Origin of the sequence: Allotamlana fucoidanivorans (assembly GCF_045788535.1) — a bacterium.
Lineage (GTDB): Bacteria > Bacteroidota > Bacteroidia > Flavobacteriales > Flavobacteriaceae > Allotamlana > Allotamlana fucoidanivorans.
In genome coordinates, this window is the sequence record NZ_CP074074.1 from 1,487,885 (window position 1) to 1,511,562 (window position 23,678).

Below are 23,678 nucleotides of genomic sequence, written 5' to 3' on the forward strand. Positions count from 1 at the left end.
CATTAAAATTTTGTTTCATTAAATAATACCCTTTTAGTTTTTCGCTGTTTTTTCTGTTCCTGAAAGTTGTTCCAATCAGACCTTTTTAGCCTGATAAAAATGGTGTGAATCAATAGCGTTGTGCCACTAAAAAAAGCTCCAGAAAACAAATAGGTAAAGAAAGTACTTAATAGAGGATGGCATCCCTCACAAGTAACTTTAACAGGAGTTTCTGTAAGTAATGACACCAATATGCCAACCCAAAAAGGTAAACATTGCATACAACTGGTTAAATGTTTCCAGAAATTCGGACTATGTTTTTCGGCCAAATCTCGTAAAGGTTCAAATAGCTTGCCTATTGTGATAATGGCTGATATGCCATAAACGGTGAATATGATTATTAATATATCCATGTGATTTATTTTAAGATTACTAGAAAATCTAATTAAAAATGCAAGTCTTCCTTTTTGGAATTCACTTTATTCTTTTAGAAAACTTGCATTTTGATTTTATTAAGTAGTGATATTAGGATGGCTTAAATATTGCATTTAAGTATTTTTTAGCTTTAGCCAAGCCGCATGACCGCCTTCTAAGTTATGTACATTATTAACGCCTTTTTCTTGAGCTTTTAAAGCCGCCATATAAGACATAACACCTCCTGTGCAGCAAAATAAAAAGGGGCCATCATTCTCAAAAAGCGGATTGTAATCTTGGTGTTCTTTGTTGATCACGTTTTCAATAGTCTCGAAAGGAATATTAATAGCACCTGGAATACCACCTTGGGTGTCAATACCTTTGGCGTTTCTTACATCTATAATGTTAAATCGACCTTCGGCTATAATCGCATCTAAATCTTTAGCACTTACTTGGGGAATGGCTTCGTTGAATGTTTTTACGTTGGAATGATTCATGATTTTTAGTTTTAAATTGAAATCACTTCGGCACCTTCTAATATTAATTGGTGTAAGGCGCCTGAGCCTATAAGTTCAATGCCATCAATAAGATTATCAACAGAATACCCTCTTACTTCGGCACATGGAGGACATACCATAATTCTACATTTGTTATGAACTACGGCGTCAATCATTTCTTTCATTGTAGGATCTTTAGGGTTGAGGTGTACATTGTCGGCTGCTCCTTTTCTAACCCAGTCAACTCCTGCACTAACAAGAAAAATGCTTACGTCTAATCCAGATTTGATGCCTCCATTTGCAATGCTCCATGCTACAGATGCTCTTTCGTCATCTAACCCGTAGCTTATTAATACGACTAATTTTTGTTTTGTACTCATGATTGTTTTATTTAATTGATTAATAATTGTTTATGGTACAAATGTATAGGCGATTTGTGAGTGTGAGTTGATTCAAAAGTTCAAAAAATAACCTGACTAGTCCATATTAAAAAAATGACCTTTAAACAGGATAAAATATGAGGCGTAGTATATAGAAGATATGAAAAGGAGCTCATAGTAGATGAAGGTTAAAATGATTTCCAAGCCTATACCATGCTAATAGTAAAGATTATTGGTTTTAAATTTACAACTGATGTGGTTGTTGAACTTGCTTATTCAAGCGGGCGGATGATAGTAGGAAACCATATTCATGTAAAAGAGACTGTCTAAAAAAATTGATGTCATGTAAATATAATGAAGGCATCTTTAGCATTCTGGTTGGTTACTATAAGATTACTTCATCCCTAAACTATGGGATTTAAATGACATCAATTTTTTCAGACAGCCTCTTAGAATTAAAAGAGATTAAAACTAAAACGATGAACTATGAAAACCTTTTTAATTCATTTTAATGCGTTTTTTGTTCATTAATCACAAGCTTCCCAATTATGAATGGTGTTGTTACTGCCAAGATTTCTAACCATGTCGCAAACAGTTAATCTGGCTGGAAACTTCATCTCATGTACATAATTATTAGAAGATCCAGGGTTCATAAATACGGCTCCAGGGCCATTGCTGTTTTCAGTCCATCCTGGTAAACCATTGTCCCTGTAATCGTTTTGAATAATGTTGCAATGGGTTGAGTTATTTATAACTATAGCTGCATTTCCAGGTTGACAATCAACAAAGCTAGTGTTGGTAATCGTCGCATTTTGAGAAGCAACTATTAAGATTTGCCACCACCAGTTGGAATTTTTTATCATACAATCGGTAATGGTTGGCGCCGAGGCCATTTCCCAAAAGACCATACCACGGGCGAGACCCCTTCCTTGAGGATTGGTGGCATCATGACAATTTATCTCAACATTGGATATCATGATATCTGAGTCATTTGCTCTTCCTCCAGCTACACCTGTGCCTACTTTTTTAGCAGAGATCTGATCTATTAGTACTTTAGAGGCATCCCCAAAATCCATAAAGCTGATGGCATTCCAAGCTAAGTTTTCAAAATCAATATTTTTAATGGTAAGGGAGCTGCCTTGAGTTCTTGGTGGTGGTCCTGGTTGTCCTGGATTAAAATCACCCCAGGGCATTACATGGATGCCCCAGTTGAGATTGTAGCCAATTAAATTGCCACTAGCTTGAGATGCTTTTCCTTCTATCCTAATGTTATTAATATGAGCATTAAAGGAGCCTCCAATAAGTTCAAGAGCAACTCCTATAAAGGAAGGCCCGGAACCAGTCCCTCTTGGTGCATCATCTTTAATCAAAATTGCCAGATTTTTAATGGTTACATCTCCTGTTGGTTTGTCAAACTGAAATACATTTGGAACAAATCCACCCCAACCAGTCGAATGAACACCTGTAAAGCCTTCTGTATCCGATTTTCTACCAACATGGATCAAGGTTTTGTTTTTGCCTTCTCCTAAAAAGGCTCCGTTAAAGCCTTCAGTCCTAACACTTCTGCTTAGGTAATAATGATCTTTTGTGTTCATAAGGCCGTCCGATAAATACACGGTGCTTCCAGAAGCTTTAGCCAATTCTAGAGCAGCCTCAATGTTATTGGCATCTTCAACGCCTGACATGTCATTACTCGGCGCTACAATAATAGCATCAGACAAAGCATTGTAAGACAGATCTGCGTTACTAAGGTTTTGTTCATGTTCAAACATAATGTCTTCTTTATTACAAGAAATCAATACTAAAATTGATATTGTCAGTATGTAAATATTTTTTTTCATGGTTCAAATAGTTTTGATTAGTAAAAGTGAATAATACAATTGTAGATGTAGCTGTTTTTATAACCTGTAAGATTATAGACTTGTGCTTAAAGTCTTCCCAGTGATAAGTAATGCGCTCAAATTAATAGTTTTAGCCGTGTTTAAGTAGAAGGAGGCTTTTTTTTAAGGTCTGAAATGTTATTTAAATTAGTACGATTAGCGCTTCAAAACCTATTAAATATGTTGTATTTGCTTGTGGTTTTTTAACTTATTGTTACAATTATTTGTTGAAAATAATGGTGCCTTCCCAGGTGTGGTCAGTGCCTGTATCATCGTTTCTTACCAGACCATGCCATGTAAATTCACCATAGGCATTTTCAAATCTTCCAGTCCCTCCTGTAATAACCCATTTATCAAAGAACTCAAAAATATAATGCTCATGTTGGATTGGGATAAGTTTCCCATCAGATGTTGCCGATATATATAAAAGATCTCCATTAGCAGATTGCAATGGAATTGGTTCATTGTCTCCGCTGTATTCACCAAATCCACCTTCAAAATCAGGCATGCCATTTTGGTTTAAAACAACATGGAAACAAAATTTTAAGTCAATAGTAAATTCACCAACATGCGTGGCACTACCGTCACCTACTTGATGCTCCAATCCCCAAAAATCAGTTGGAGAAGTAGCAGAGCATATTACAGTAAGTGCATCTTCTGCCTGAGCTGTATGCAATTTGGATTTAAAAGGTACTTCCACGTGTTTGGAGGTTTTGGAATTCATTTCAGTTAAGTGGTCTTCAGTTATAAGGTCTTGGTTGTCTTGACAAGTCATTAAAGAATAGGTTAAACTGCCCAGTACAAATAATAATTTTAAAGTTTTCATAAGATGTTAGTTTAATTAAACAATGGCTTTATGGCTAAGGTTACTAGCCTTCTTAAAGTTAGTTTTTATTGAAATTAATGTCATTTGTGGTGTTGCAATGCTTAAAACATATGTTGCGAATCCTGTAAAATATGTTGATTGTGTTTGTATTGTATTGAATATATTGCTGTTAAGCGTTAATTTTTGTTGTGGGTTTATTTTTTGCGTATCTTAAAAGGACGTAAATTTTGGTGTGTTTTAGGTTATGAATTCTCAATCATCTTTAGGGCAATCCTTTGTTGAAAGGCTGAATAATATTTTAGAAGAAAATTATCATGACGAAAACTTTGGGGTGAACGATCTGGCTTCTAATATAGGGGTGAGCCGGTCTCAGCTTCATCGAAAATTAAAACGGTTAAATGGTGTTTCAACAAGTCAATATATTAAAATCTTTCGATTGCAAAAGGGTTATGAACTCTTAAAAGATTATGAAAAAAATGTTTCAGAAGTAGCCTATGCTGTTGGCTTTAATAGTCCTTCATATTTCACCAAGTGCTTTCAGCAGCATTATAAATGTTCGCCAGGCGAATTGAAGCATAAAACAGAAAATATTCATACAAATGCTGAGATTAATTTAAATCGAAATACCAAAAAAGCATATTTTCAGTTAGGAACTTTAAAATTACGTTCAGTTCATTTAGGTGTATTATTTTTTATCGCCTTAGGTATAGGTGTGTTTTATTTTTATGCAGGCAATACAAAAACCCAAAAACCCAAATCTATTGCCATACTGCCTTTAAAGGTAAATTCAAATTTAATGGATTCAGATGTTTTGTCTGAAGGCATTCATGACGGACTTACAAAATCATTAGGACAAATAAACCAGTTCAATGTATTGTCAAGAGCCACCACAGTAAAGTATAAGAATAGTAGCAAAACAAAAGCGAAGATTATAAAAGAGCTTGGTGTAGATTTTATAGTTTCTGGTGAGGTATATTATTCAGATAATGATAGTATGCGTTTAAATATAACCATTAATAAGGTTGATGGTGTAAATGCAGGGTCTATAAATTATAACACCTCATTAGAGCATATCGTTTCTATTCAAAATTTGGTGGCTCAAAAAATTGCAAAGCTTACGGGCATGCCCTATGTGTCCGAAAATCAATTTCATAGTGCTAACCATAGAGTAGTCAATACCAGTGCCTATAAGAATTATATTCGTGGTATGTATTATCTCCATAAATCATCTCAAGAAGATTTTGATAAAGGGCTACAATTTTTATATAAAGCATTAGATGATGATCCTGCCGAACCCTTGGCATATGCAGGATTGGCTTATGGTTACGTAATTTTGGGGCACAGTGCTTCACAGAATAAAGATGTTTTTGAAAAAGCATTAATGGCTGCAAATAGGGCTATAGAATTAGATACGTCGTTATTAGAAGCCTATGCTGCCATTGCAAGTATTCATATTTATCATGATAGAAACTGGTATGAAGCCGAAAAATTGTTTGATTATTTATTGACTAAAAACCCCAGTATGGCTAATGTGCATTATGATTATTCATGGTATTGTTTGCTAGTAGGCGATCGGGCAAAGGCTTTACAACATCATGAGTTGGCTGAAAAATTAGACCCATTAAACGCTAAGTATATAGCATGGTCAGGCTGGATGTTAGCTTATTATGGAGATTATAAAGGAGCCATGGAAAAAGTAGAAAGAGCATTAGAAATTGCACCCAATAATGCTATTGCTTATTTAGCTAAGGGTTTTATTTATAGACAACAAAATGATTTTTTGAATGCTAAAGAAGCCTATGGAAAGCTTTATGAAAACAGCCCAGGAATGGTAGCTTCTTTAGGAGGGATTTATGCAGAAATGGGCGATTTTGAAAAAGCCAATGAAATTATTGAACAAGTAAATAACTGGCCAAATTCACCATGGAAAAATTGGTCGTTAGCTGTGTTATATGCGCAATCTAATCAAGCTGAAATGGCTGTTAAGATGTTAGAAAAGGAACCAAAGCATGCCTTTGTAGCATGGGCTGCTGTAGTGCCTGCTTTTGATAAAATAAAAGATCATAAAGATTTTAAAACATTTGCGTCTAACCTCAAAATACCCGTTAGAAACAATCAAAACTTGTTGGTTCAAAAATAGGAAGCTGTTTATGAATTAAGGCTTCCTGAAATTCGAACTCCAATTTCCAGAATGGCGTTCACCAATAGATCAAAATCCTCATAACGTGTTCTATGGTTTGCAATAGCTACCCTCAGGCAATAGGTGCTTTGCAGACTGGTATACCCTATCATAGCCAATCCTTGTTCCTCTATTTGCAGTTTAATTTCCCTGTTTATGGCGTTCAGTTTTTCTTCAGATAAATAATTTACATGATATCTGAAACAAACAATATCAAGCCCAATAGGAGCAAGGAGTTCAAGTTGATTATGGTCTTTAATAAGACGGCCTAAATAATGTGCTTGATTGATGTTTTTGGTAATCATTCGGCCAAACTTTTTTGCACCATGTTCCTTTAGTGACATCCAAATTTTCAGAGCATTGAATCGTCTGGAGAGTTGTAAACCGTATTCGCTAAACCAATCTGAACCAGATCCGAGACCTCTGTCATGTTTTTCTAAATACTCAGGAATAACGGAAAAGGTGTTTTTGTGAGCCTCATGATTTTTTATTAACACACAACCTGCTTCAAAAGGCATGTGTAACCATTTGTGTAAATCTAAAGCTATAGAATCAGCCAGTTCAATGCCTGCTAATTGGGGTTTTGCTATGTCTGATAACACAGCAACAGCACCTATGGCTCCATCTACGTGAAACCATAGGGATTCTCTTTTGCAAATGTTAGAAAGCGCTTTTAAGTCATCAATAGCGCCCGTATTTATGGTGCCTGATGTACCAATAATGGCAAAAGGTACCAATCCTTTGTTTTTGTCTTTTGTAATCTGATCTTCCAACGTTGCTAAGTTTATGGTGTAGTCAGCGTTAACAGGAATTTTATGTAGACTTTCAGCTCCCAATCCTAATATTTCAAGTGCTTTTTGATTGCAACTATGAATTTCACTGGACCCATATATAACAAACTTATTTGCAGTTTCTTTTGTGATGCCTTTTTGCCGAACATCGTACCCTAGTTTTATATTTCGGGCAACGGTTAATGCTGTGAAATTGGCCATAGATCCGCCACTAACTAAAAGGCCACTCGAACTAGGGGGAAAGCGCATCATTTCTTTAATCCAATTAATTACCTGTTCTTCAACTTTATGACCTGCATGATTTCCTCCCCCTAAATTAGGATTCATCACCGAGGCCCAAAAGTCGCCTAAAAACCCAGAAACCGTGCCGCTACCCATATACCACGCCCAAAATCTGGGGTGAATATTTCCCATAGGAAAAGGTAGAATAGTGTTTTTAAACTGATGATAAACCTGTTCTAAGTTTGTTGACTCTTGTGGTAAAGGTGTTTCTAACTGCTTTATTTTCTCTAAAGGCATTTGTTCCCAAACGTGTCGTTGTCTTAAATTAGAAGTATAATCTATGGCATCATCAATCATTTGATGCATGAGTTTTCTTGTGGTTTCCCAATTTGTGGGATCTAAGGTTTCTTGTGATACGTCTTGTTGTTCTGCACCCATTTGATAAATTGTATTTAAAGAAATTTATTTAATTAAATCATGTTAATCAACAAACACACACGCTATGTGGTTTATTACTAGATGTTTTAAAGTTAGTATATTTATCAAGTAATTCAGATAAAATAAGCTAAGGAGTTTGTGTTTTCTTGTAGTTATGTAACATTTGTTACACAGCTTCATTTATATAAATTGTAATATGCAATCCTTAATTCTAACTTCGGATTAGGGAATTAATAGCTAAGTAAGCGCTTGCATTTATGTAGGCGCTTTTTTATATTATTTAATTGAACAGAAGAAGGATGAAATGAAATACGGTAAATAGCCTTAGTTACTAGAAAGGCTTAAAACATGGGTAAGTATTTGATGTACGTGATTATTCATTTTAAGTCCGCTCTTTTTGCGTTTGCTGTTAACCAGAATATCGATGGTAATACGTTTAGAATGCGTTTGACGTACTGAAATTTTAAACCAACCATTAGGAAAGAATACAGTAAATTGAGAGTGATTATCTTGAAGAAAAAGATCAAACTCACCACTTAGCCAGTTGATAAGTTTATAATACAAATCTGTATGAGAAATTTTAACGATCTCATGCCATACATAATAGTTTGTCTCTTGGTGGCTTGATTTTAACTGTTTTATCTCATTAGGCATGACCGATACTGTGCACATGATTATGATTTCAATTTAAAGATATTTAGGGTACTGTTTTTGTTTAGAATAAGCATATGAGTCTGACCTTTAATAGTGATTTTTTTAATGGCTTTAGCTTCAAAATCATTGAAAAAACTTAGGTCTTTTAGGCAGGTGAATTTACCCGAAGAATTACCTAAAAGGATATAGCCTTTTGAGGCGTCATAGCGTATGGTTTCCACTTCGGCATCATACACATTGCCCACGCCCAAAACATCGATAAAACCATCATGATTTATGTCGTGGAGCGCAAAACTTAATGTTGGACTAAATTGGGTTTCTATTGGCAGATTTTCCACACTAAAAGAAACGCCTTTATTGTTTTTAAGTATTAAAGAGCTAAACGTGGTTGCTTGGTAATGCAAGGCATGGGCAAGCTTATCTGCGCCATAAATGTCTGGAAGTGTAGAATTAGAAAAGGCTTTGTATGTTTTAAGCTTATCATTTATAAAAGGTGTTTGTTGTGATGAGCACTCTTTACCGCGTACGGGTAGTAAATCACCCGTTTTAGAGACTTTACTTAAAACCACATCAAAGGAGTTGTTATCATCAAGATAATCGGCATAGATGTGAAGCGGTTTTGTTTCAGAAGGATGAAATTTGTTATTATTGCCCCAATTACCAACTAAATATTCAGGAAACCCATCGTTATTTGCATCTATTTCTTTTATGGTTTGATACCACCCTGAAACATCTGAGTTTAACAGTGTTTTGTTCGCTTCAAACACATTGTTTTTATTTTCAAAAAAGACAATACCCATCCATTCGCCAACGGCAATAATATCAAGATCACCATCTTGGTCATAATCTGAAAAAATAGCATCATTAACCATAGCTAGTTCGGCAATTGGAAATATATTTGTACCAACAGCTGTTAATGTGCCATTTTCATTGCTTAATAATTTTGAAGGGTATGCTTGTGGATATTTACCATGTATAACACCGCCTGCAATAAATGCGTCTTGGTCACCATCGTTGTCCCAATCTGCAAAAACCACTTTTTTACTATTCATAAGATTTGGTGAAACATCCTGTTTTGAAAAGAGTCCTTTTCCATTATTCAGATATATGCGGTCTTGTAGCAGTGGACTTTCTTCTTCTATTTCATAACCACCAGACGCTACATATAAGTCTAAATCGCCATCAGCATCTATATCCACAAATTGAGCATCGGTATCTTCAAATACTTTATCGGTATTAAATATAGACACGCTGCTGCTAAAAAAAGTGCCATCAGAATTTTGAATATAAAGTGCTGCGGCGGCGTTTTGGGCGTTGCCAATAAAAAGGTCATCTAAGGTGTCGCCATTCACATCGCCAACAGCAATGGGGGTGCCTTTTTCAGATTGTTTTTGAGGAAGCAATAACTGATGTTGAAAATCATCATATTGGTTTTCTTTTTGCCTGTAGTTAATACCTAAAGATTCTGAATTGATAGGTGCAAACCATTCTGGTGGGTTTTGATTTGAATCAGAATGCGATTTACTTGCATCACCTTGCTTTACCACAAAAGTTTGATTTATTTCTATATGCTCAAGCCGTTGCTTTAATTGGTTAGGCCATTGTATAATAACACTATCAATGCCTGTGTTTTTGCCTAAGCCGAAGTGCAATTTATTGGTAACCGAAGATTGATAGCCTCTGCTTGGGAAGAGTGTTTTTGATTGCTGTAAGTCTTGAGAAAATACCGAAACCGTACAGCCTAATCCATTTGTGTTTTTGTCAGAGCCTTCAAATTTAAAACTAATATAATTGGAGTTTGCGTTATTTCTGTAAATAGAAACTGCGTCACTTTGGTTATTTAAAACTAAATCTAAATCTCCGTCATTATCTAAATCGGTGTAAATAGCTCCGCAAGAATTTACTTTCTGGTCAATCCCCCAGTCTGTTGTTTTGTTTTCAAAAGTTAGGTTCTGATTATTTCGATACATGTAGTTGCTCAGTTTTTCTGAAGGCATCATGCTAATAGCTTCTTCAAGTGAAACTTTTTTACGATTCCTGATATTCTCTCGCATTTGATTTCTGAAATCTTGATTAGAAAGATCATTTTCAATACCATTACTTACAAATAAATCATTATAACCATCATTATCAAAATCAGCTATAAGAGGCGCCCAACTCCAGTCTGTTTTAGCAATACCCGCTAACTGACCTATTTCACTATACGTGCCATTTCCGTTATTGAGCTGAAGCATATTAGACATATATTGATGATGATATCCACTATTTACAATCAAATTGAAATTTTCTGTACTCATGGTGGCCATATTTTGCTTACCTCGTATATGGTCTTCGGCCATCATATCTAAAACAATTAAATCTGGTTTTAAATCATTATTAATATCGGCGTAATCAGACCCCATACTATTTGCGGCTATATGTTTAAAGCGTTTTAAAATCTCATCCTTAAAGGTGCCATCACCTTGATTGATATAAAGAAAATCGGGTTCTAAAAAATCATTGGCTACATAAATGTCTGGCAGGTTATCATTATTAAAATCTCCAATACTAGCGCTTAATCCCCAAGCTTTATTTTCTACGCCTGCTGTTTTGGTAACATTGGTGAATGTAGTACCGTCATTTCTAAAAAGTTGATCAGAATGATAGGGTTCTTTATGCGCTTGAATTTTTGCATTAATAACCGTATTGTTTTGAAAGTCTGCACGGTGATTAACCAAATACATATCTAAATCTGAATCTTTGTCGTAATCAAAGAAATAGGCTTGTACAGAAAAGCCAAAATGATCTAATCCGTATTTGGCAGCTTCTTCTTTAAAGGTGTTATCTTTTTGATTGATAAAGAGTTTATTTTTTCTAAGCTCATGGCTTTGTAGTGCACCAGATTTACATACATAAATATCCAACCAACCGTCATTGTTGATATCAATCATGGTGACTCCTGTTGTCCAACCTGCTTTATCTTCAATTTGAGCTTTTGCGCTAATGTCTTCAAAGGTAAAATCTCCTTGGTTGAGGTATAGTTTATTTGAATTTTGGTTTGAAGTAAAAAACAAATCTTCAAGACCGTCATTATTTATATCGCCCACAGCTACACCCGCACCGTTATAGATGTAAGCGTAGTTGATGAAATTAAAATAGAGGGTTTCTTTTACTGTATTTTTAAAATGAATACCACTGTGGTTGTTGTCTACTAACGTAAATTGCTTGGTGTTTGTAGTAGTTGGCTTGTTTTCGGTGGAACAGCTATGAAGTACTAAGGTAAGAATAGCATAAAGACCTATAATTAATAGAATACGTAATGTTGCTTTTTGTCTTAATACCATAACGAAGTGGTTTGATTGCATTAAGATAATTCAGTTTGCTGACTAATAATACTTTCCATAGGACTTTTTACAAATTTTCCGGCCTTTATACCGCGTTCCTGAAGTGCTTGTTTGATATAATCTTGTGCGTAATAAGCAATAGAACCCACAAAATGAATAGGTACTTCTTTTAGGGTTTCCCGGTACTTTAGAACATGGTTTTCAATAAATGCATTTATACCATTAAATAGCATACGCTGAATGAATGGATGCGATTCACATTTAAACAAAAAAGGAGCAAAAGCAGCTAGATACTTATTAGGTGTTTTTGATTTATACAACCCTTTTATAATTGCTTTTTCTTTTACGTTAAAAGTACTTTCAAAAATAGACCTTAAATCACTGGGCATGCGTTCGTAGAAATACGATTGTAATAACAGTTTGCCAAAATAGTTTCCACTGCCCTCATCCATCAAAATGTAACCAAATGAAGGCGTTTTTAAGTGTATATGTTTTCCATCAAAATAGCAGCAATTAGAACCTGTACCTAAAATACAAACTACAGCAGGTGTTTTTGTGGTAGCCATAATAGCGGCCATAGTATCTTCATTAGTAATAACCTCTGCGTTTTCAAAATAGAGTTTAAGAATACTATTTACTTTTTTCTGACTCCTTTTTGAACCACAACCTGCTCCAAAAAATTTAATTTGGGTAATGTCATTTTTATAGGTTTTAAGGTCTTGGTTGTCTGCGATAATTTTGATGAATTGTTTCTTATTGAGGATAGCAGGATTGAGTCCTTTGGTTTTTATTCTTAATGGTTCTGAGGAAGCATTTTCATAGAGTATCCAATCGCATTTGGTAGACCCGCTGTCTGCTATAAGTATCATGTTTAGTTAGTTTTTAGGTTTGTTTTACAATAGGAAACAAGTTTGTTTAAAGCGTCTATAATAACAACTTCTGTGTCCATAAACTCCTGACTTAAAATGTCAATATTCGATTGAATTTGATCGATAGTGGTTTCTGAAATATCTTCATTTTGTAGTACTTCTGATAAACCTTTTGAAGCGTTTGACAAACTTTTTGATAAGGTGTTTAATGCGCTTATCTTAGGATTCATTCTAAGCTTTGAAAATTGGGCATCATTTGCAGCCCATTTATAGAGACAATTTAGTACAGCAGTTTGATTGTTGTTATTGGGTGTTTTTATAAAGGCAGTAACATGTTGATTAAAAATAAGAGCATCTGGCGCATCAACAATACAGGCATCTGCAAATAAATTAAAAGGAGAATAGGTTTTGTACTCAACCCCATCTTTATTTCTGGCATAAACTTTTAAGGGTTCACAAATGTTTGTAAGTGTTTCAAGCGATGAAATATCTTGATTATTTGTCATACCTCTTAAAATGACCGCTTTGTTTTTTATGTGGGTAAGTTCTAATTCTTCTAGCCGAAAAGAAACGGTTTTAAGGCGTTTTCTCATGTTTTCAACGTCATTTACGTCTTTGCTTGACCAAAAACGTTCTGCTATAGCTGCTGTTCTTGGCCATATTCTAGAATCGATAGTTTGTGAGGTTACTAATTCGCTCCACATGGTGGCTTCACCTCCCAAAATTCTGGAGCGTTCTTCAGGGGTTAATTCAATATTTTTAATAGGATCATTTGAGTAATGATGTTCCACAGAAAGCATTCTATCAATGTAATAACCGTTTGAGAGTACGGTTTGGTAGCCTTTTTTAGCCGCCGCTATTAAGGAGCCGCCATTAGGTAGACCTTCATTTTCGCCACGCCATGAATGAATCACAGCAGATGTTGGCATATCGGGTGTCATGATTTCATCCCATCCCATAAGTTTTTTGCCCAGTTTATTTAATATTTTTTCAAGTTTTATATTGAAGTAAGTTTGTAGATCGTGATTGGTTTTAAGCTTATGTTTCTTTTTAAATTTTTGAATCTCTTGATTTTCATTCCAGTGTTTACCTTCGTTTTCATCACCACCAATATGAAAGTATTTATCAGGAAAAAGTGGTGTTATTTCGGCAAATAGCGTTTCAAGAAATACATAAGTGGTGTCAAGGGTAGGATTTAAGGTAGGGTCAAACACTCCAGAAAAGCGTTCTATGGCATAGTGATAATCTGCTTTACTACCTAGCTCAGGGTAGGCTGTTAATATGGCTGACGCATGACCAGGAACATCAATTTCAGGAATCACTCTAATTCCTAAATGATCAGCATAGGTTACTACTTCTTTTATTTGTTCTTGTGTGTAAAATAAACCATCAGAAGCTAGTTCTTGTAGTTTTGGGTATGCTTTTGATTCTATTCTAAAACCTTGATCATCTGTAAGGTGCCAATGAAATACATTCATTTTCATTGAAGCCATAGCATCTAGGTTGCGTTTAATAACGTTTACCGGATGAAAATGACGCGATACATCAATCATTAAGCCGCGCCATACAAATCGGGGCGCATCAAAAATGCTGATTCCAGGAAAAAAGTATGTTGACGAGTTGTGGTCTGTGAGTTGTAATAAGGTTTGTAACCCTCTTAAAGCACCAAGATCTGTTTGAGCCTTAATCTCAATAAGGGAGTCGTTGGTATTTAAAGTGTAAGATTCATCGGCTTTTAAATTGAGTGTTACAACCTCATCATACGATATTTGAATGGTTCCTTTTTTGTTTTCTAACGGAAAGCCTTCGTTGAAAAAAACACCAGTACGAGCGCTTAGACGTCTAATAAAATTAACAGCGGCATTACGAACTCGCTCAGAATGCTCTGAGTGTATTGAGATCGTAACGTCGCTATTAATCAAAAACTTAGCAGGTTTTTCTTTGATTTCTTTTGGCCAGGGCATTAAATCATATTTGTTTGATAGTGGGTTTTGAGCCATTGTCATTTGACTTATTCCCAAAACAAGTAAAATATATAATATGATTTGATTCATCTGTTGGGTCTTTTTGTCTAATTAATTCTGATGTACTTTTCAGTAATCGTTCTGTTAATTCCAGCCGTTTCAATTTGCTCTACTCCCGATTGAACTAGAGTATCACCAATAAACTGAACCTTGAATATGAACTTCTGAGATTTCAGGTGATTATCGGTTGTATAATCAAGAGTTTCTGTATAGGTGTTGTCTTCTAAAACATAGGTGCCAGCCCCACTGTAAAAAAGATCATTGCCATGTTCACTCTGATTAAAAAAAGCAAAATGCGTTTGATTTATAATTTTTATAAAAGCCGTATGCGTTAAATCTTTTGTCTGTATGGAATCGTCTTCTAAAACATCTGCATAAACCATTTTCCAAGAACCAATCATGTGGGTTGATACTTGTTTTTGGTGGCAGCTATATAGTGCTATACTTAAAAAGAAATAACATAAGTACTTTCATAGTCGTTTTAAAAATAAATACCGTTTAAAGGCTTCAATAGCGGCATACTCTGCCAGTCCTAAATCATTGTATTTTTTTGCTGTTAATCTGTTTCTGTCTTCTGCACGTACCCAAAATTCTCGCGAATCTCCCCCTTGAAACATAACGCCATCTTTTTGAGACTGGTGGTAGAAAATAGCATGGCGTTTTCGCAGTACTTGATCTGGACTCATAGGAACAGCCATCTCAATTTGGTAAGACTCCCATTCATGCCAAGCACCTCTGTACAGCCATACCCAACAATCATTCATGTAGGTGTTAGGTTTTAAAACTTTTAGAGCTTCAAATAGTGTATCTAAGCAGACCTTATGCGTGCCATGCGGATCGGCTAAGTCTCCAGCGGCATAAATTTGATGAGGTTTAATAGTCTCTATTAAGTTGCACATGATTTCAATATCTGCTTGTGAGATGTTATTCTTTTTGATAGTACCCGTTTCGTAAAATGGGAGGTCCAAAAAATGTACATTCTCATCTTTCAACCCTAAGTATCTTGTAGCACCCAGCGATTCACTTCTTCTGATTAATCCTTTTAATTGACGTACCTCAACCGAGTCAATATCATTATCGGTTTTTATTTTAAGAAAATTTATAATGCTTTGGGTTTCTTCGCAATCGGGACAAAGAGCTTGTGTGATTTCAGCAAACTTCAAAGCTTCTTCATCTGAAACAGCTATGTTTCCAGAGGTTTGGTAAGCAATATGTACCTCATGGCCTTGCTCCACTAATCGGTCAAAAGTACCTCCCATTGAAATAACATCATCATCGGGATGCGGGCTAAAAATTATGACACGTTTTTTGGGAATACTAGCACGTTCGGGTCTGTTAGAATCATCAGCATTGGGTTTGCCTCCTGGCCACCCCGTAATGGTATGCTGAAGCTTGTTAAACATTTTAATGTTTAAATCATAGGCTGTGCCTTCCTCAGTTAAAAGGCCAGACATGCCATTGTTATTATAGTCTTTGTCGGTAAGTTTTAAAATAGGCTTTTCGGTGCGTTCACTGAGCCATACAACGGCTTTAAGTTTTAATGATTCTTCCCAAACACAGTTTGTTACTAGCCAAGGGGTTTTTACTCTGGTAAGTTCAGCAGCTGCTGCTTCATCGATGACAAACGTGGTATTATCATGATTCTGTAAATAGGTAGCCGGAACTTCAGAAGTAATTTCACCTTCAATTGTTTTTTTAAGAATTTCAGCTTTATTACCTCCCCAGCCTAAAAGAATGATACGTTTTGCACCCATCACGGTACCAATTCCCATAGTTATGGCCTTTCTAGGAACGTTTTCAATACCCAAAAAAGCTGGTGCGGCATCCACACGGGTAATATGATCTAGAGTGATACTTCTGGTGCCTGAATTGTAATGAGAACCAGGTTCATTAAATCCAATATGTCCTGTTCGTCCTATCCCTAGTAATTGAAAATCAAGACCGCCGTAAGATTTGATTTTCATTTCGTAATCAATACAATATTGGTATAAGTCTTCTGAGCTTACTGTGCCGTTAGGGATGTTTACATTTTCAGGAAGAATATCAATATGATTAAATAGATGTTCATGCATGAAATAGAAGTAACTTTGAATATTGCCTTTGTCCATGGGGTAATATTCATCTAAGTTGAAAGTAACTACGTTGGCAAAACTCAGACCTTCTTCTTTATGCATTCTTACTAATTCTTCATACACTTTTATGGGAGAAGAACCTGTGGCTAAACCTAAAACGCAAGGTTGATTTTGTTGTTCTTTTTCACGAATTAAAGTGGCTATTTCTTGAGCAACAAGAATGGACGCTTCTTTTGATTCTTTGAAAATAACATTATGTATTTTTTCAAAGCGAGTCTCTTCAAACATACCAGCTTTTGTATATGCTATATTTTTATTGTCGGTAATTTTCACGGCTACAGTTTTTTCTTTTTTATCTCTTGTTTTAGTTTAAGCAAGCGAAAAACCGAAGTCTTCCGCTTGCACAACCACAAACTAAACTCTATTTACAATTCAACTTAAACTAAAAGTTTGATGCTCCAGTGTCCCACCAAAGACGTGTGCCTCCAGTATCTGGACCATTTAAGAAACCAATGGCTTCTTCAACATTTTCTCCGTTGGTGTTTTTTTCGTTTTGAACAAAATTGATTCTTCTAATTTGAGTATTAGTATCAATAGTTCCTCCACTATTATTCACAACCACAGGAAAGATTCTTGGGTAGCCTGTACGTCTAAATTCAGACCAAGCTTCTTGTCCGTCAGGGAACATAGCAATCCATTTCTGTGTAATGATTTGTTCTAGTTGCTCTTCAAGTGTGCCAGCATCGTTATAAGCAATTTTTACATCACTGGCGTACGCAATATCATTTGTTGCATTTAAGGCATCAACAAAATCGGCAGGTGTACTGGTGTTATCGGCTAAATAATCAGCAATACCTGAAACACCGTGTTGTGCGAAGGATGCCGTAACTCCAGCTTCATAATTTGCTTTGGCGTCTCCAGCACCAGCCCAACCTCTTAGGGCAGCTTCAGCTTTCAAGAAATGCACTTCGGCAGCGGTCATCCAGGTCATAGTTTCACCATCAATAACACCGCCAATAGCCGCATGATCACCATATTGCCCTTTAGCGTCAATATCAATACCCATTCTAATACCTTTGTAATCACCAGCCAAACTTTCATCCTCAGATGGAGTGAAATACGTTTCAATTCTTCCGTCATTATATCCTGTTAAAATAGATTCCATTTCGGCGCCCATTCTAATATCTCCCCATGAACCACTAATAACCGTAAGTGGATGTGGAAATCCAGTGTTGATTACCATATTGTTTGATTCCATTAAACCAGCGTCACTAGCTAAAGCTAATTCGCCTTGTGTTTTAGCTAAAGCAGGATTTACCTTAGATACGCGGATGGCTAAGCGCAATCTGATACTGTTAGCAAATTGTCTCCAAGAAGCAATATCCCCTTCGAAGTCAGACATGTCAAAAGGGATAAATTGCACATCCCCTTCATAGGCTTTTAAGCCATCAATGGCTTCTGTTAAATCATTAAAGAACGCATTGTATGCCACTTCCTGAGAGTCGTATTCACCAGTTGTAGCAAAATCATCAAACTTAGTGTATCTAATAGGGCCGTAGATGTCTGATACACGATGCATAGCAGTCACCTTTATAATGTTTGCTAAATACACAAACTTAATACCGTCAGGATCACCTCCTAATGCTACGGCATTTTTTACATTTAGAGCTTGTGGCATAATGCTTCCATAGGCGTCACTCCAAGGAAATCCATTCCAACCATCAACTAAGGCATAGGTCATGTTATTTACATTTCCAGCAAATGGTGTGGGAGGGGTCATATACCCTGAGTATACATCACCTATTAAGTTTTGTTGCAACTGGAAATTCCATGCTGGAGTTACATTAAACACATTTAAAAACATGGGGCCAAACTCATTGCCAACATTGTTATTCATTTGTGTTAAGCTCTCTTCGCTAATACCGTGAGGATCGGTGTTTATCTTTTCAAAATCACTAGTACAACTTGTAAAGTTGATTATAATTACAGAAGCTAGTAGGTATTTATATATATTCTTCATTTTTCTTAGAAATTTACGTTAATGTTTAATCCTATACTTCTTGTAGAAGGTTGGCCATAGATGTCAACACCTTGTAATCCTATACCTGTACTGGATGCAATGTTTGGATCAAAAGGAGCATCTTTATAGATGAAAAACAAGTTGTTTGCAATGAGTGATAACTTGATAGATTCAAAAAAGTCACTAAACTTTGGTAAGGTGTATCCTATTGATAATTCTCTTAAACTTACGTTAGTTGCATCATACACATATTCACCAAGTAAACCAGCTCTGCCAGCTGTTTTAGTATAGTAGTCTTGTGCTGTCATTGTAGTTGCATTACCATCGGTAGTCACTACATTGATTAGGCCACCATTGTTGTTTCTGGCGTCAGCTGTTGCTTGAGATACACCATAAAAATCATTTACCGCTTCGGTGACACTCACTACATTACCTCCAAATTTTCCATCAACTAAAAAATTGATTGTAAAGTTTTTGATATCAAATGAGTTATTCCAGCCTAAGGTGAAATCAGGTTGTGCGTGAGCTATGGTTTGAAATTCTGTAGCTTCAATAGTTAAGTTTCCGTTTCCGTCATCAGTCACTACAGGTAATCCATTCTCATTTCTTACCACAGAACGTCCTTTGATGCTACCGAAATCTTCACCTTCAACAAGTGAATAACCATAACCATTTACACCAGGAGCGGTTAAAATAGCTTCGCCATTTTCAAGTGATGGATGAACGGATACTACTTTGTTCGTGTTTTGAGCAAAGTTTAAGGCTGTATTCCATTTAAAGTTGTCATTAACAATAGGTTTTCCGTTAAGGACTAACTCAATACCTTTGTTTGAAATCTCACCGGCGTTTACAATATTTTGAACATATCCTTCAATGTTTGGTTGTGCATCAATATAGAATATTTGATTTTCAGTAGAAGAATCATAGTACGTGAAATCTATACCAAGTCTGTTTCCTAAGAAACGCCATTCTGTACCTATTTCAAAAGACTTTTGTCTTTCAGGTTTAAGTGTTTCGCCTTCTCTAGGTGCAAATGTAGCTTGATTTGCAGATCCTATGGTACCTCCTGAATTGGTTGTTCCAATAGTTCTTCTAGGTACTGTAGCATATACCGGAATATCTTTTCCTACTTCAGCATAAGACAATCTTACCTTAGCAAAAGATACTGATTCTGGCATTTTAAATGTCTCTGTTATTATGTTAGTTAAACCAACAGATGGGTAAAAGAACGATTTAGAGTCTGTATTAACCAGTGTTGAAGACCAGTCTGTTCTACCCGTAATATCTAAGAATAACATGCCTTTGTAACCAATGTTTGCGGCTCCAAAAACAGATTGTACTTCTCTGTTGCCTACTTGCTGCATGATGCCATTTGAAGATTCAAAATTTGCAATAGTAAACTCATTAGGGAATTTTAAGCCTTCAGGCCCTGAGTCTAATGATATTTGATCTCCAATTTTATATTTGGTAAGACTTGTTCCTAAGGTTAAACCAAAATCGAAATCTTCTGAAATAGCACGGTTATAAGTAGCAATTAAGTCTAAATATTGTTGTGTGTTTTCAGTTTTTTCAAGTTGGTATCTTCCTGTGTTAGGAACAAAAGTAGGATCACTACCAGCATATAATCTTTTGTCATAAGTAAAGAAAGATTTGTCATAACTACCTCTTGATTGTAAGGCGAACGCATCTGTAATTTGATATTTTACACTAACACTTGCCAATGCACGTTGCACAATATCTTTACTTGGATTTCTGTAAATTAACCAGTAAGGGTTTTGCTGAATATTTTCATCAAATGACGTAGCATATTGATCCATCATATTGGTTGCTGTATTGAAATATTCAAAGTTTTTGTAATTGTTTAAATCAATACCCACAGGGTTAAGATACAAACCTGTTAGTGGGTTTGAGTATAAACCATTCCCAGGCCTGTTCCAGATTCTTTGGTCAGATAAGGTGATGTTTGCAGATACGTTAATTTTTTCATTTAAAAAGCTAGCCGTTTCTCTTAAGTTTAACACATTTCTGTTTAAACGATTTTCTGGCATGACTCCAGTAGCTGACGTATTGGCGTAAGAGAAATAGGTCTGTGCCTTTTTATTTCCAGCACTTAACGATAGAGAATTAATGGTTGTAATACCTGTTTCAAAGAAGTCATCAACAGTATTTGATAAACCACTTGCTTTTGTCCCCCATGATTTAGGATCTGATACATTGCCATTTTCGTCAATGGGTTGTCCTACTGAATTTGATTGGTATTCAGTTTGTAATTTAGGTAAGGAAACCACATTGTCAACAGTAAAGGTTGAATTGAAATTTACACTCAATTTTCCTTCTTTTCCGCTTTTAGTATTAATTAGAATAACACCGTTAGCACCTTGACTACCATATAGTGCAGCAGCAGAAGCACCTTTTAAAACAGTCATACTTTCAACATCATCAGGGTTAATTAAAGAGGTGATATCACCTCCATCACGATTTCCTGTTTGACTACCAAATATGTTGGTTCCTGGGGTTTCTCCGTTTTGGCCATTACCATTATTCAACATAGGCACACCATCAATAACATAGAGCGGGTCATTATTAGTGGTTGAAGAGTTACCTCTTAAAACAACTTTTGTTGCCCCACCAGCACCCGATGAACTTCTTGTAATGGTTAAGCCAGCAGACTTACCAGATAAGCTATTTATAGGGTTTACCTGTTTTACCTTGGTAAGATCATCGCCTTTTACATCTTGAGCAGAATAGGTGAGCGTTTTTCTTTCCTTTTTTATACCAAGGGCAGTTACAACAACTTCGTTTAGTTGTTCAGCATCTTCTTCAAGCATTACATCAATGGTGTTTGATGCTCCAACTGTTACGTCTACAGAAGTCATTCCTAAGTAAGAAAAGTGCAATACATCACCTACATTAACGGTAAGTGTATAATTGCCATCAAAATCTGTTTGAGCCCCATTGGTTGTGCCTTGCACGGTCACATTAACTCCGGGAAGGGGAAAACCGTCACTTTTTGAAGTTACTGTTCCCTTAATCTCTTTTTCCTGTCCGAATGAAAACTGAACAGTCAATAGTAAGAAAGAAAACAAGAAAAGTGTTTGTAAGTTTTGTTTCATAATTTGATTATTTTGTTTTTTTAGTTGAGCCAAACTATCTATAAATAAATTTGTTTTAAAAAAAATTATATAAACGACATCGTTTTACACATAGACAACATTTAATTTTCGATGAGTGATTTTTACGAAATAAACTATTGCTATTTTTATTGCTAATTAATGAATATATCACTAAAATTGCTGTGTATTGTTATAAAATTTATACGTAAAACCTTTAAAATTTAAGAATTATTCTGTTTTCAAAACAAAAAATAGGAACTACTATACCCATTAAATATCATGTGATATTTTGGTTGGCATACTTCATTTTTAACGTGTTACGTTGGGGGAGTTACTTTAATGATTATGTATATTCATTCAAATCCAATGTTGTAGAATTCGCCATACATATTATTATTGTTTATGGAAACATCTTTTATTTAATACCAAAATTCATTCTTAGGAAACGCTATAAAAGGTATGTTTTTATCATGTTAGTGATTTTAGCATTGGTTTATGTTATTAGAACAGCATTAAATTATGTATTAGTTACAGAAGAAGTTTTTCCAGAGTCTCAATTACCATCTAGTTTTTTTGATATCAATTATATTATTGCCGTTATTTTAGGTGAGTTGTATGTGATATCATTTGTAACAGCAATAAAATTTGTGGTTGAATGGTTTTTAGAAAAAAAGAAGAATGAAGATTTGGCACAGTTGCAGTTAAGTACAGAGCTTAAATATTTACATACTCAAATACAGCCTCATTTCTTTTTCAATACATTAAATAATTTGTACGCTTTAACCCTTCAAAAATCTGAAGATGCTCCTAAATTGGTGATTAAGCTATCTGAAATGATGCAGTATGTACTCTATAATATTGATGGCTCTAAAGTAGATTTGATTAATGAAATTACGCATATCAATAATTATATAGACATAGAGCATTTAAGGTTTAAAGATAGGGTTGAAACCAATATGGATATTACAGGAAATATTGAAGATGTTCAAGTGCCTCCACTTTTGATACTCTCATTTGTTGAAAATTGTTTTAAGCATGGCATGAAGGCCAATGACTGTTTAAAAATCGATATGAGTTTTAATGTGTTAAAGGGATATCTTGAATTCTCCTTAGAGAATAATTTTAATCCTGACGTAGCTCAAGACTCATTCTCGGGAATAGGAAATGAAAATGCCATGCGAAGACTAAATTTGCTTTACTCAAACAATTTTATTCTTAATTCAAAAGTGGAAGGAGATATGTATAAACTTTACTTAAAAATCCCAATATAATGAAGATAAAGTGCCTTATTATTGATGACGAACCTTTAGCAATAACGGTTATTGAAGATCATTTAAAGAACTTTGATCATATTGAGGTGGTTGAAACATTTAATAATCCGTTAAAAGCCTATCGTGTTTTAGAACAGGAAAAAATAGATGTTATTTTTCTAGACATCAATATGCCACAAATGACGGGTTTTTCATTCATTGACAATTTGAGTTATAAGCCACTTATTGTAATAACTACAGCGTACAGAGAATATGCGGTGAAAAGCTTTGAAATGAATGTTTTAGATTATTTGGTAAAACCTATTCCGTTTAATCGATTTTTAAAAACAGTCAATAAAATATACCAACAGGTATATGTTAATAGCACCGCCTCTGATGCGAGTTTACATCAAGAACCGCACATTTTCTTGAAGGTTAATAAAAAACTAGTAAAAGTAAATCTAAATGATATACGGTACATAGAAAGTTTAAAGGATTATATAAAGGTGATTACAACGCTTGGAGATTATGTTGTGCACAAATCATTATCGGCCATTACAGAAGAGTTACCACAATCTAACTTTATGAGAATTCATAGGTCTTACACGGTTTCTATTAATAAAGTAAGCGCTTTGGAAGGCAATACCGTTGAAATTGCTAACCGAAAAATACCAATTGGCAGAAACTATGTAAAACATGCTAAAGAACGCATTTTCAATATAAATGAAGATAAAGAAAACTAACATT

At 35.2% G+C, this 23,678-nt stretch carries 17 protein-coding genes; 3 read left to right on the forward strand and 14 right to left on the reverse strand.

The window, feature by feature from the left end; genetic code table 11:
• Positions 1-2: 2 nt before the first annotated feature.
• The 5 genes from KFZ70_RS06865 to KFZ70_RS06885 form a co-directional block, all read right to left on the reverse strand.
• Positions 3-392 (reverse strand): hypothetical protein, encoded by a 390-nt coding sequence (locus tag KFZ70_RS06865; protein WP_139695760.1) that lies wholly within the window; start codon positions 390-392, stop codon positions 3-5.
• Positions 393-527: 135 nt separating this feature from the next.
• The gene (locus KFZ70_RS06870) at positions 528-890 is read right to left on the reverse strand and encodes a rhodanese-like domain-containing protein (protein ID WP_139695758.1); all 363 of its coding nucleotides are present in this window, start codon (positions 888-890) and stop codon (positions 528-530) included.
• 11 nt (positions 891-901) lie between these two features.
• Entirely contained in the window at positions 902-1,270 is a 369-nt protein-coding gene (locus KFZ70_RS06875) for a DsrE family protein (protein ID WP_139695756.1), read from the reverse strand.
• Positions 1,271-1,797: 527 nt separating this feature from the next.
• Entirely contained in the window at positions 1,798-3,111 is a 1,314-nt protein-coding gene (locus KFZ70_RS06880; RefSeq protein WP_139695754.1) for a hypothetical protein, read from the reverse strand.
• Positions 3,112-3,370: 259 nt separating this feature from the next.
• The gene (locus tag KFZ70_RS06885) at positions 3,371-3,976 is read right to left on the reverse strand and encodes a hypothetical protein (RefSeq protein ID WP_139695752.1); all 606 of its coding nucleotides are present in this window, start codon (positions 3,974-3,976) and stop codon (positions 3,371-3,373) included.
• Positions 3,977-4,220: 244 nt separating this feature from the next.
• Between KFZ70_RS06885 and KFZ70_RS06890 the strand changes: the two genes are divergently transcribed.
• Positions 4,221-6,116: a helix-turn-helix domain-containing protein gene (locus KFZ70_RS06890; RefSeq protein ID WP_139695750.1), complete on the forward strand. Its 1,896-nt coding sequence runs from the start codon at positions 4,221-4,223 to the stop codon at positions 6,114-6,116.
• An 8-nt stretch (positions 6,117-6,124) separates the two neighbouring features.
• Here KFZ70_RS06890 and KFZ70_RS06895 read toward each other — a convergent pair whose 3' ends face one another.
• The 9 genes from KFZ70_RS06895 to KFZ70_RS06935 all read right to left on the reverse strand — a co-directional run bounded on the left by KFZ70_RS06895 (position 6,125) and on the right by KFZ70_RS06935 (position 21,681).
• Positions 6,125-7,606, reverse strand: a complete 1,482-nt coding sequence (locus KFZ70_RS06895; protein WP_139695748.1) for an aminotransferase class V-fold PLP-dependent enzyme — start codon at positions 7,604-7,606, stop codon at positions 6,125-6,127.
• Between the two features lie 324 nt (positions 7,607-7,930).
• The gene (locus tag KFZ70_RS06900) at positions 7,931-8,278 is read right to left on the reverse strand and encodes a hypothetical protein (RefSeq protein WP_139695746.1); all 348 of its coding nucleotides are present in this window, start codon (positions 8,276-8,278) and stop codon (positions 7,931-7,933) included.
• Between the two features lie 2 nt (positions 8,279-8,280).
• The gene (locus tag KFZ70_RS06905) at positions 8,281-11,583 is read right to left on the reverse strand and encodes a VCBS repeat-containing protein (protein WP_139695743.1); all 3,303 of its coding nucleotides are present in this window, start codon (positions 11,581-11,583) and stop codon (positions 8,281-8,283) included.
• A gap of 20 nt (positions 11,584-11,603) precedes the next feature.
• Entirely contained in the window at positions 11,604-12,452 is an 849-nt protein-coding gene (locus tag KFZ70_RS06910; RefSeq protein WP_139695741.1) for an N-acetylglucosamine kinase, read from the reverse strand.
• 2 nt (positions 12,453-12,454) lie between these two features.
• Positions 12,455-14,506: a beta-N-acetylhexosaminidase gene (locus KFZ70_RS06915; protein ID WP_139695739.1), complete on the reverse strand. Its 2,052-nt coding sequence runs from the start codon at positions 14,504-14,506 to the stop codon at positions 12,455-12,457.
• A gap of 17 nt (positions 14,507-14,523) precedes the next feature.
• A complete protein-coding gene (locus tag KFZ70_RS06920; protein ID WP_407516102.1) occupies positions 14,524-14,877 on the reverse strand; it encodes a hypothetical protein in 354 nt (117 codons plus the stop codon).
• 69 nt (positions 14,878-14,946) lie between these two features.
• Complete coding sequence (gene nagB, locus KFZ70_RS06925) at positions 14,947-16,836, reverse strand: glucosamine-6-phosphate deaminase (RefSeq protein ID WP_407516205.1); 1,890 nt, start codon at positions 16,834-16,836, stop codon at positions 14,947-14,949.
• Between the two features lie 154 nt (positions 16,837-16,990).
• Complete coding sequence (locus KFZ70_RS06930; protein ID WP_139695733.1) at positions 16,991-18,568, reverse strand: RagB/SusD family nutrient uptake outer membrane protein; 1,578 nt, start codon at positions 18,566-18,568, stop codon at positions 16,991-16,993.
• Positions 18,569-18,573: 5 nt separating this feature from the next.
• Positions 18,574-21,681 carry a SusC/RagA family TonB-linked outer membrane protein gene (locus KFZ70_RS06935; protein ID WP_139695731.1) on the reverse strand — a complete coding sequence of 1,036 codons (3,108 nt, stop codon included), beginning with the start codon at positions 21,679-21,681 and terminating at the stop codon, positions 18,574-18,576.
• A 470-nt stretch (positions 21,682-22,151) separates the two neighbouring features.
• On the opposite strand from KFZ70_RS06935, the gene KFZ70_RS06940 reads away from it, so the two are divergent.
• Both KFZ70_RS06940 and KFZ70_RS06945 read left to right on the forward strand, forming a co-directional pair.
• Positions 22,152-22,952 carry a sensor histidine kinase gene (locus tag KFZ70_RS06940; protein WP_233244019.1) on the forward strand — a complete coding sequence of 267 codons (801 nt, stop codon included), beginning with the start codon at positions 22,152-22,154 and terminating at the stop codon, positions 22,950-22,952.
• Positions 22,952-23,674, forward strand: a complete 723-nt coding sequence (locus KFZ70_RS06945) for a LytTR family DNA-binding domain-containing protein (RefSeq protein ID WP_139695729.1) — start codon at positions 22,952-22,954, stop codon at positions 23,672-23,674. Before KFZ70_RS06940 ends, KFZ70_RS06945 begins: the two co-directional genes overlap by 1 nt.
• Positions 23,675-23,678 lie beyond the last annotated feature (4 nt).

Excerpts from the sequence above, each read along its gene's own strand:
- KFZ70_RS06920 (WP_407516102.1), bottom strand. The coding sequence starts at position 14,877 with ATGATTGGTTCTTGGAAAATGGTTTATGCAGATGTTTTAGAAGACGAT.
- KFZ70_RS06880 (WP_139695754.1), bottom strand. The coding sequence starts at position 3,111 with ATGAAAAAAAATATTTACATACTGACAATATCAATTTTAGTATTGATT.
- KFZ70_RS06890 (WP_139695750.1), top strand. The coding sequence starts at position 4,221 with ATGAATTCTCAATCATCTTTAGGGCAATCCTTTGTTGAAAGGCTGAAT.
- KFZ70_RS06940 (WP_233244019.1), top strand. The coding sequence starts at position 22,152 with ATGTTAGTGATTTTAGCATTGGTTTATGTTATTAGAACAGCATTAAAT.
- KFZ70_RS06930 (WP_139695733.1), bottom strand. The coding sequence starts at position 18,568 with ATGAAGAATATATATAAATACCTACTAGCTTCTGTAATTATAATCAAC.
- KFZ70_RS06905 (WP_139695743.1), bottom strand. The coding sequence starts at position 11,583 with ATGGTATTAAGACAAAAAGCAACATTACGTATTCTATTAATTATAGGT.
- KFZ70_RS06915 (WP_139695739.1), bottom strand. The coding sequence starts at position 14,506 with ATGAATCAAATCATATTATATATTTTACTTGTTTTGGGAATAAGTCAA.
- nagB (WP_407516205.1), bottom strand. The coding sequence starts at position 16,836 with ATGTTTGAAGAGACTCGCTTTGAAAAAATACATAATGTTATTTTCAAA.
- KFZ70_RS06885 (WP_139695752.1), bottom strand. The coding sequence starts at position 3,976 with ATGAAAACTTTAAAATTATTATTTGTACTGGGCAGTTTAACCTATTCT.
- KFZ70_RS06910 (WP_139695741.1), bottom strand. The coding sequence starts at position 12,452 with ATGATACTTATAGCAGACAGCGGGTCTACCAAATGCGATTGGATACTC.
- KFZ70_RS06900 (WP_139695746.1), bottom strand. The coding sequence starts at position 8,278 with ATGTGCACAGTATCGGTCATGCCTAATGAGATAAAACAGTTAAAATCA.
- KFZ70_RS06935 (WP_139695731.1), bottom strand. The coding sequence starts at position 21,681 with ATGAAACAAAACTTACAAACACTTTTCTTGTTTTCTTTCTTACTATTG.
- KFZ70_RS06875 (WP_139695756.1), bottom strand. The coding sequence starts at position 1,270 with ATGAGTACAAAACAAAAATTAGTCGTATTAATAAGCTACGGGTTAGAT.
- KFZ70_RS06895 (WP_139695748.1), bottom strand. The coding sequence starts at position 7,606 with ATGGGTGCAGAACAACAAGACGTATCACAAGAAACCTTAGATCCCACA.
- KFZ70_RS06945 (WP_139695729.1), top strand. The coding sequence starts at position 22,952 with ATGAAGATAAAGTGCCTTATTATTGATGACGAACCTTTAGCAATAACG.
- KFZ70_RS06870 (WP_139695758.1), bottom strand. The coding sequence starts at position 890 with ATGAATCATTCCAACGTAAAAACATTCAACGAAGCCATTCCCCAAGTA.
- KFZ70_RS06865 (WP_139695760.1), bottom strand. The coding sequence starts at position 392 with ATGGATATATTAATAATCATATTCACCGTTTATGGCATATCAGCCATT.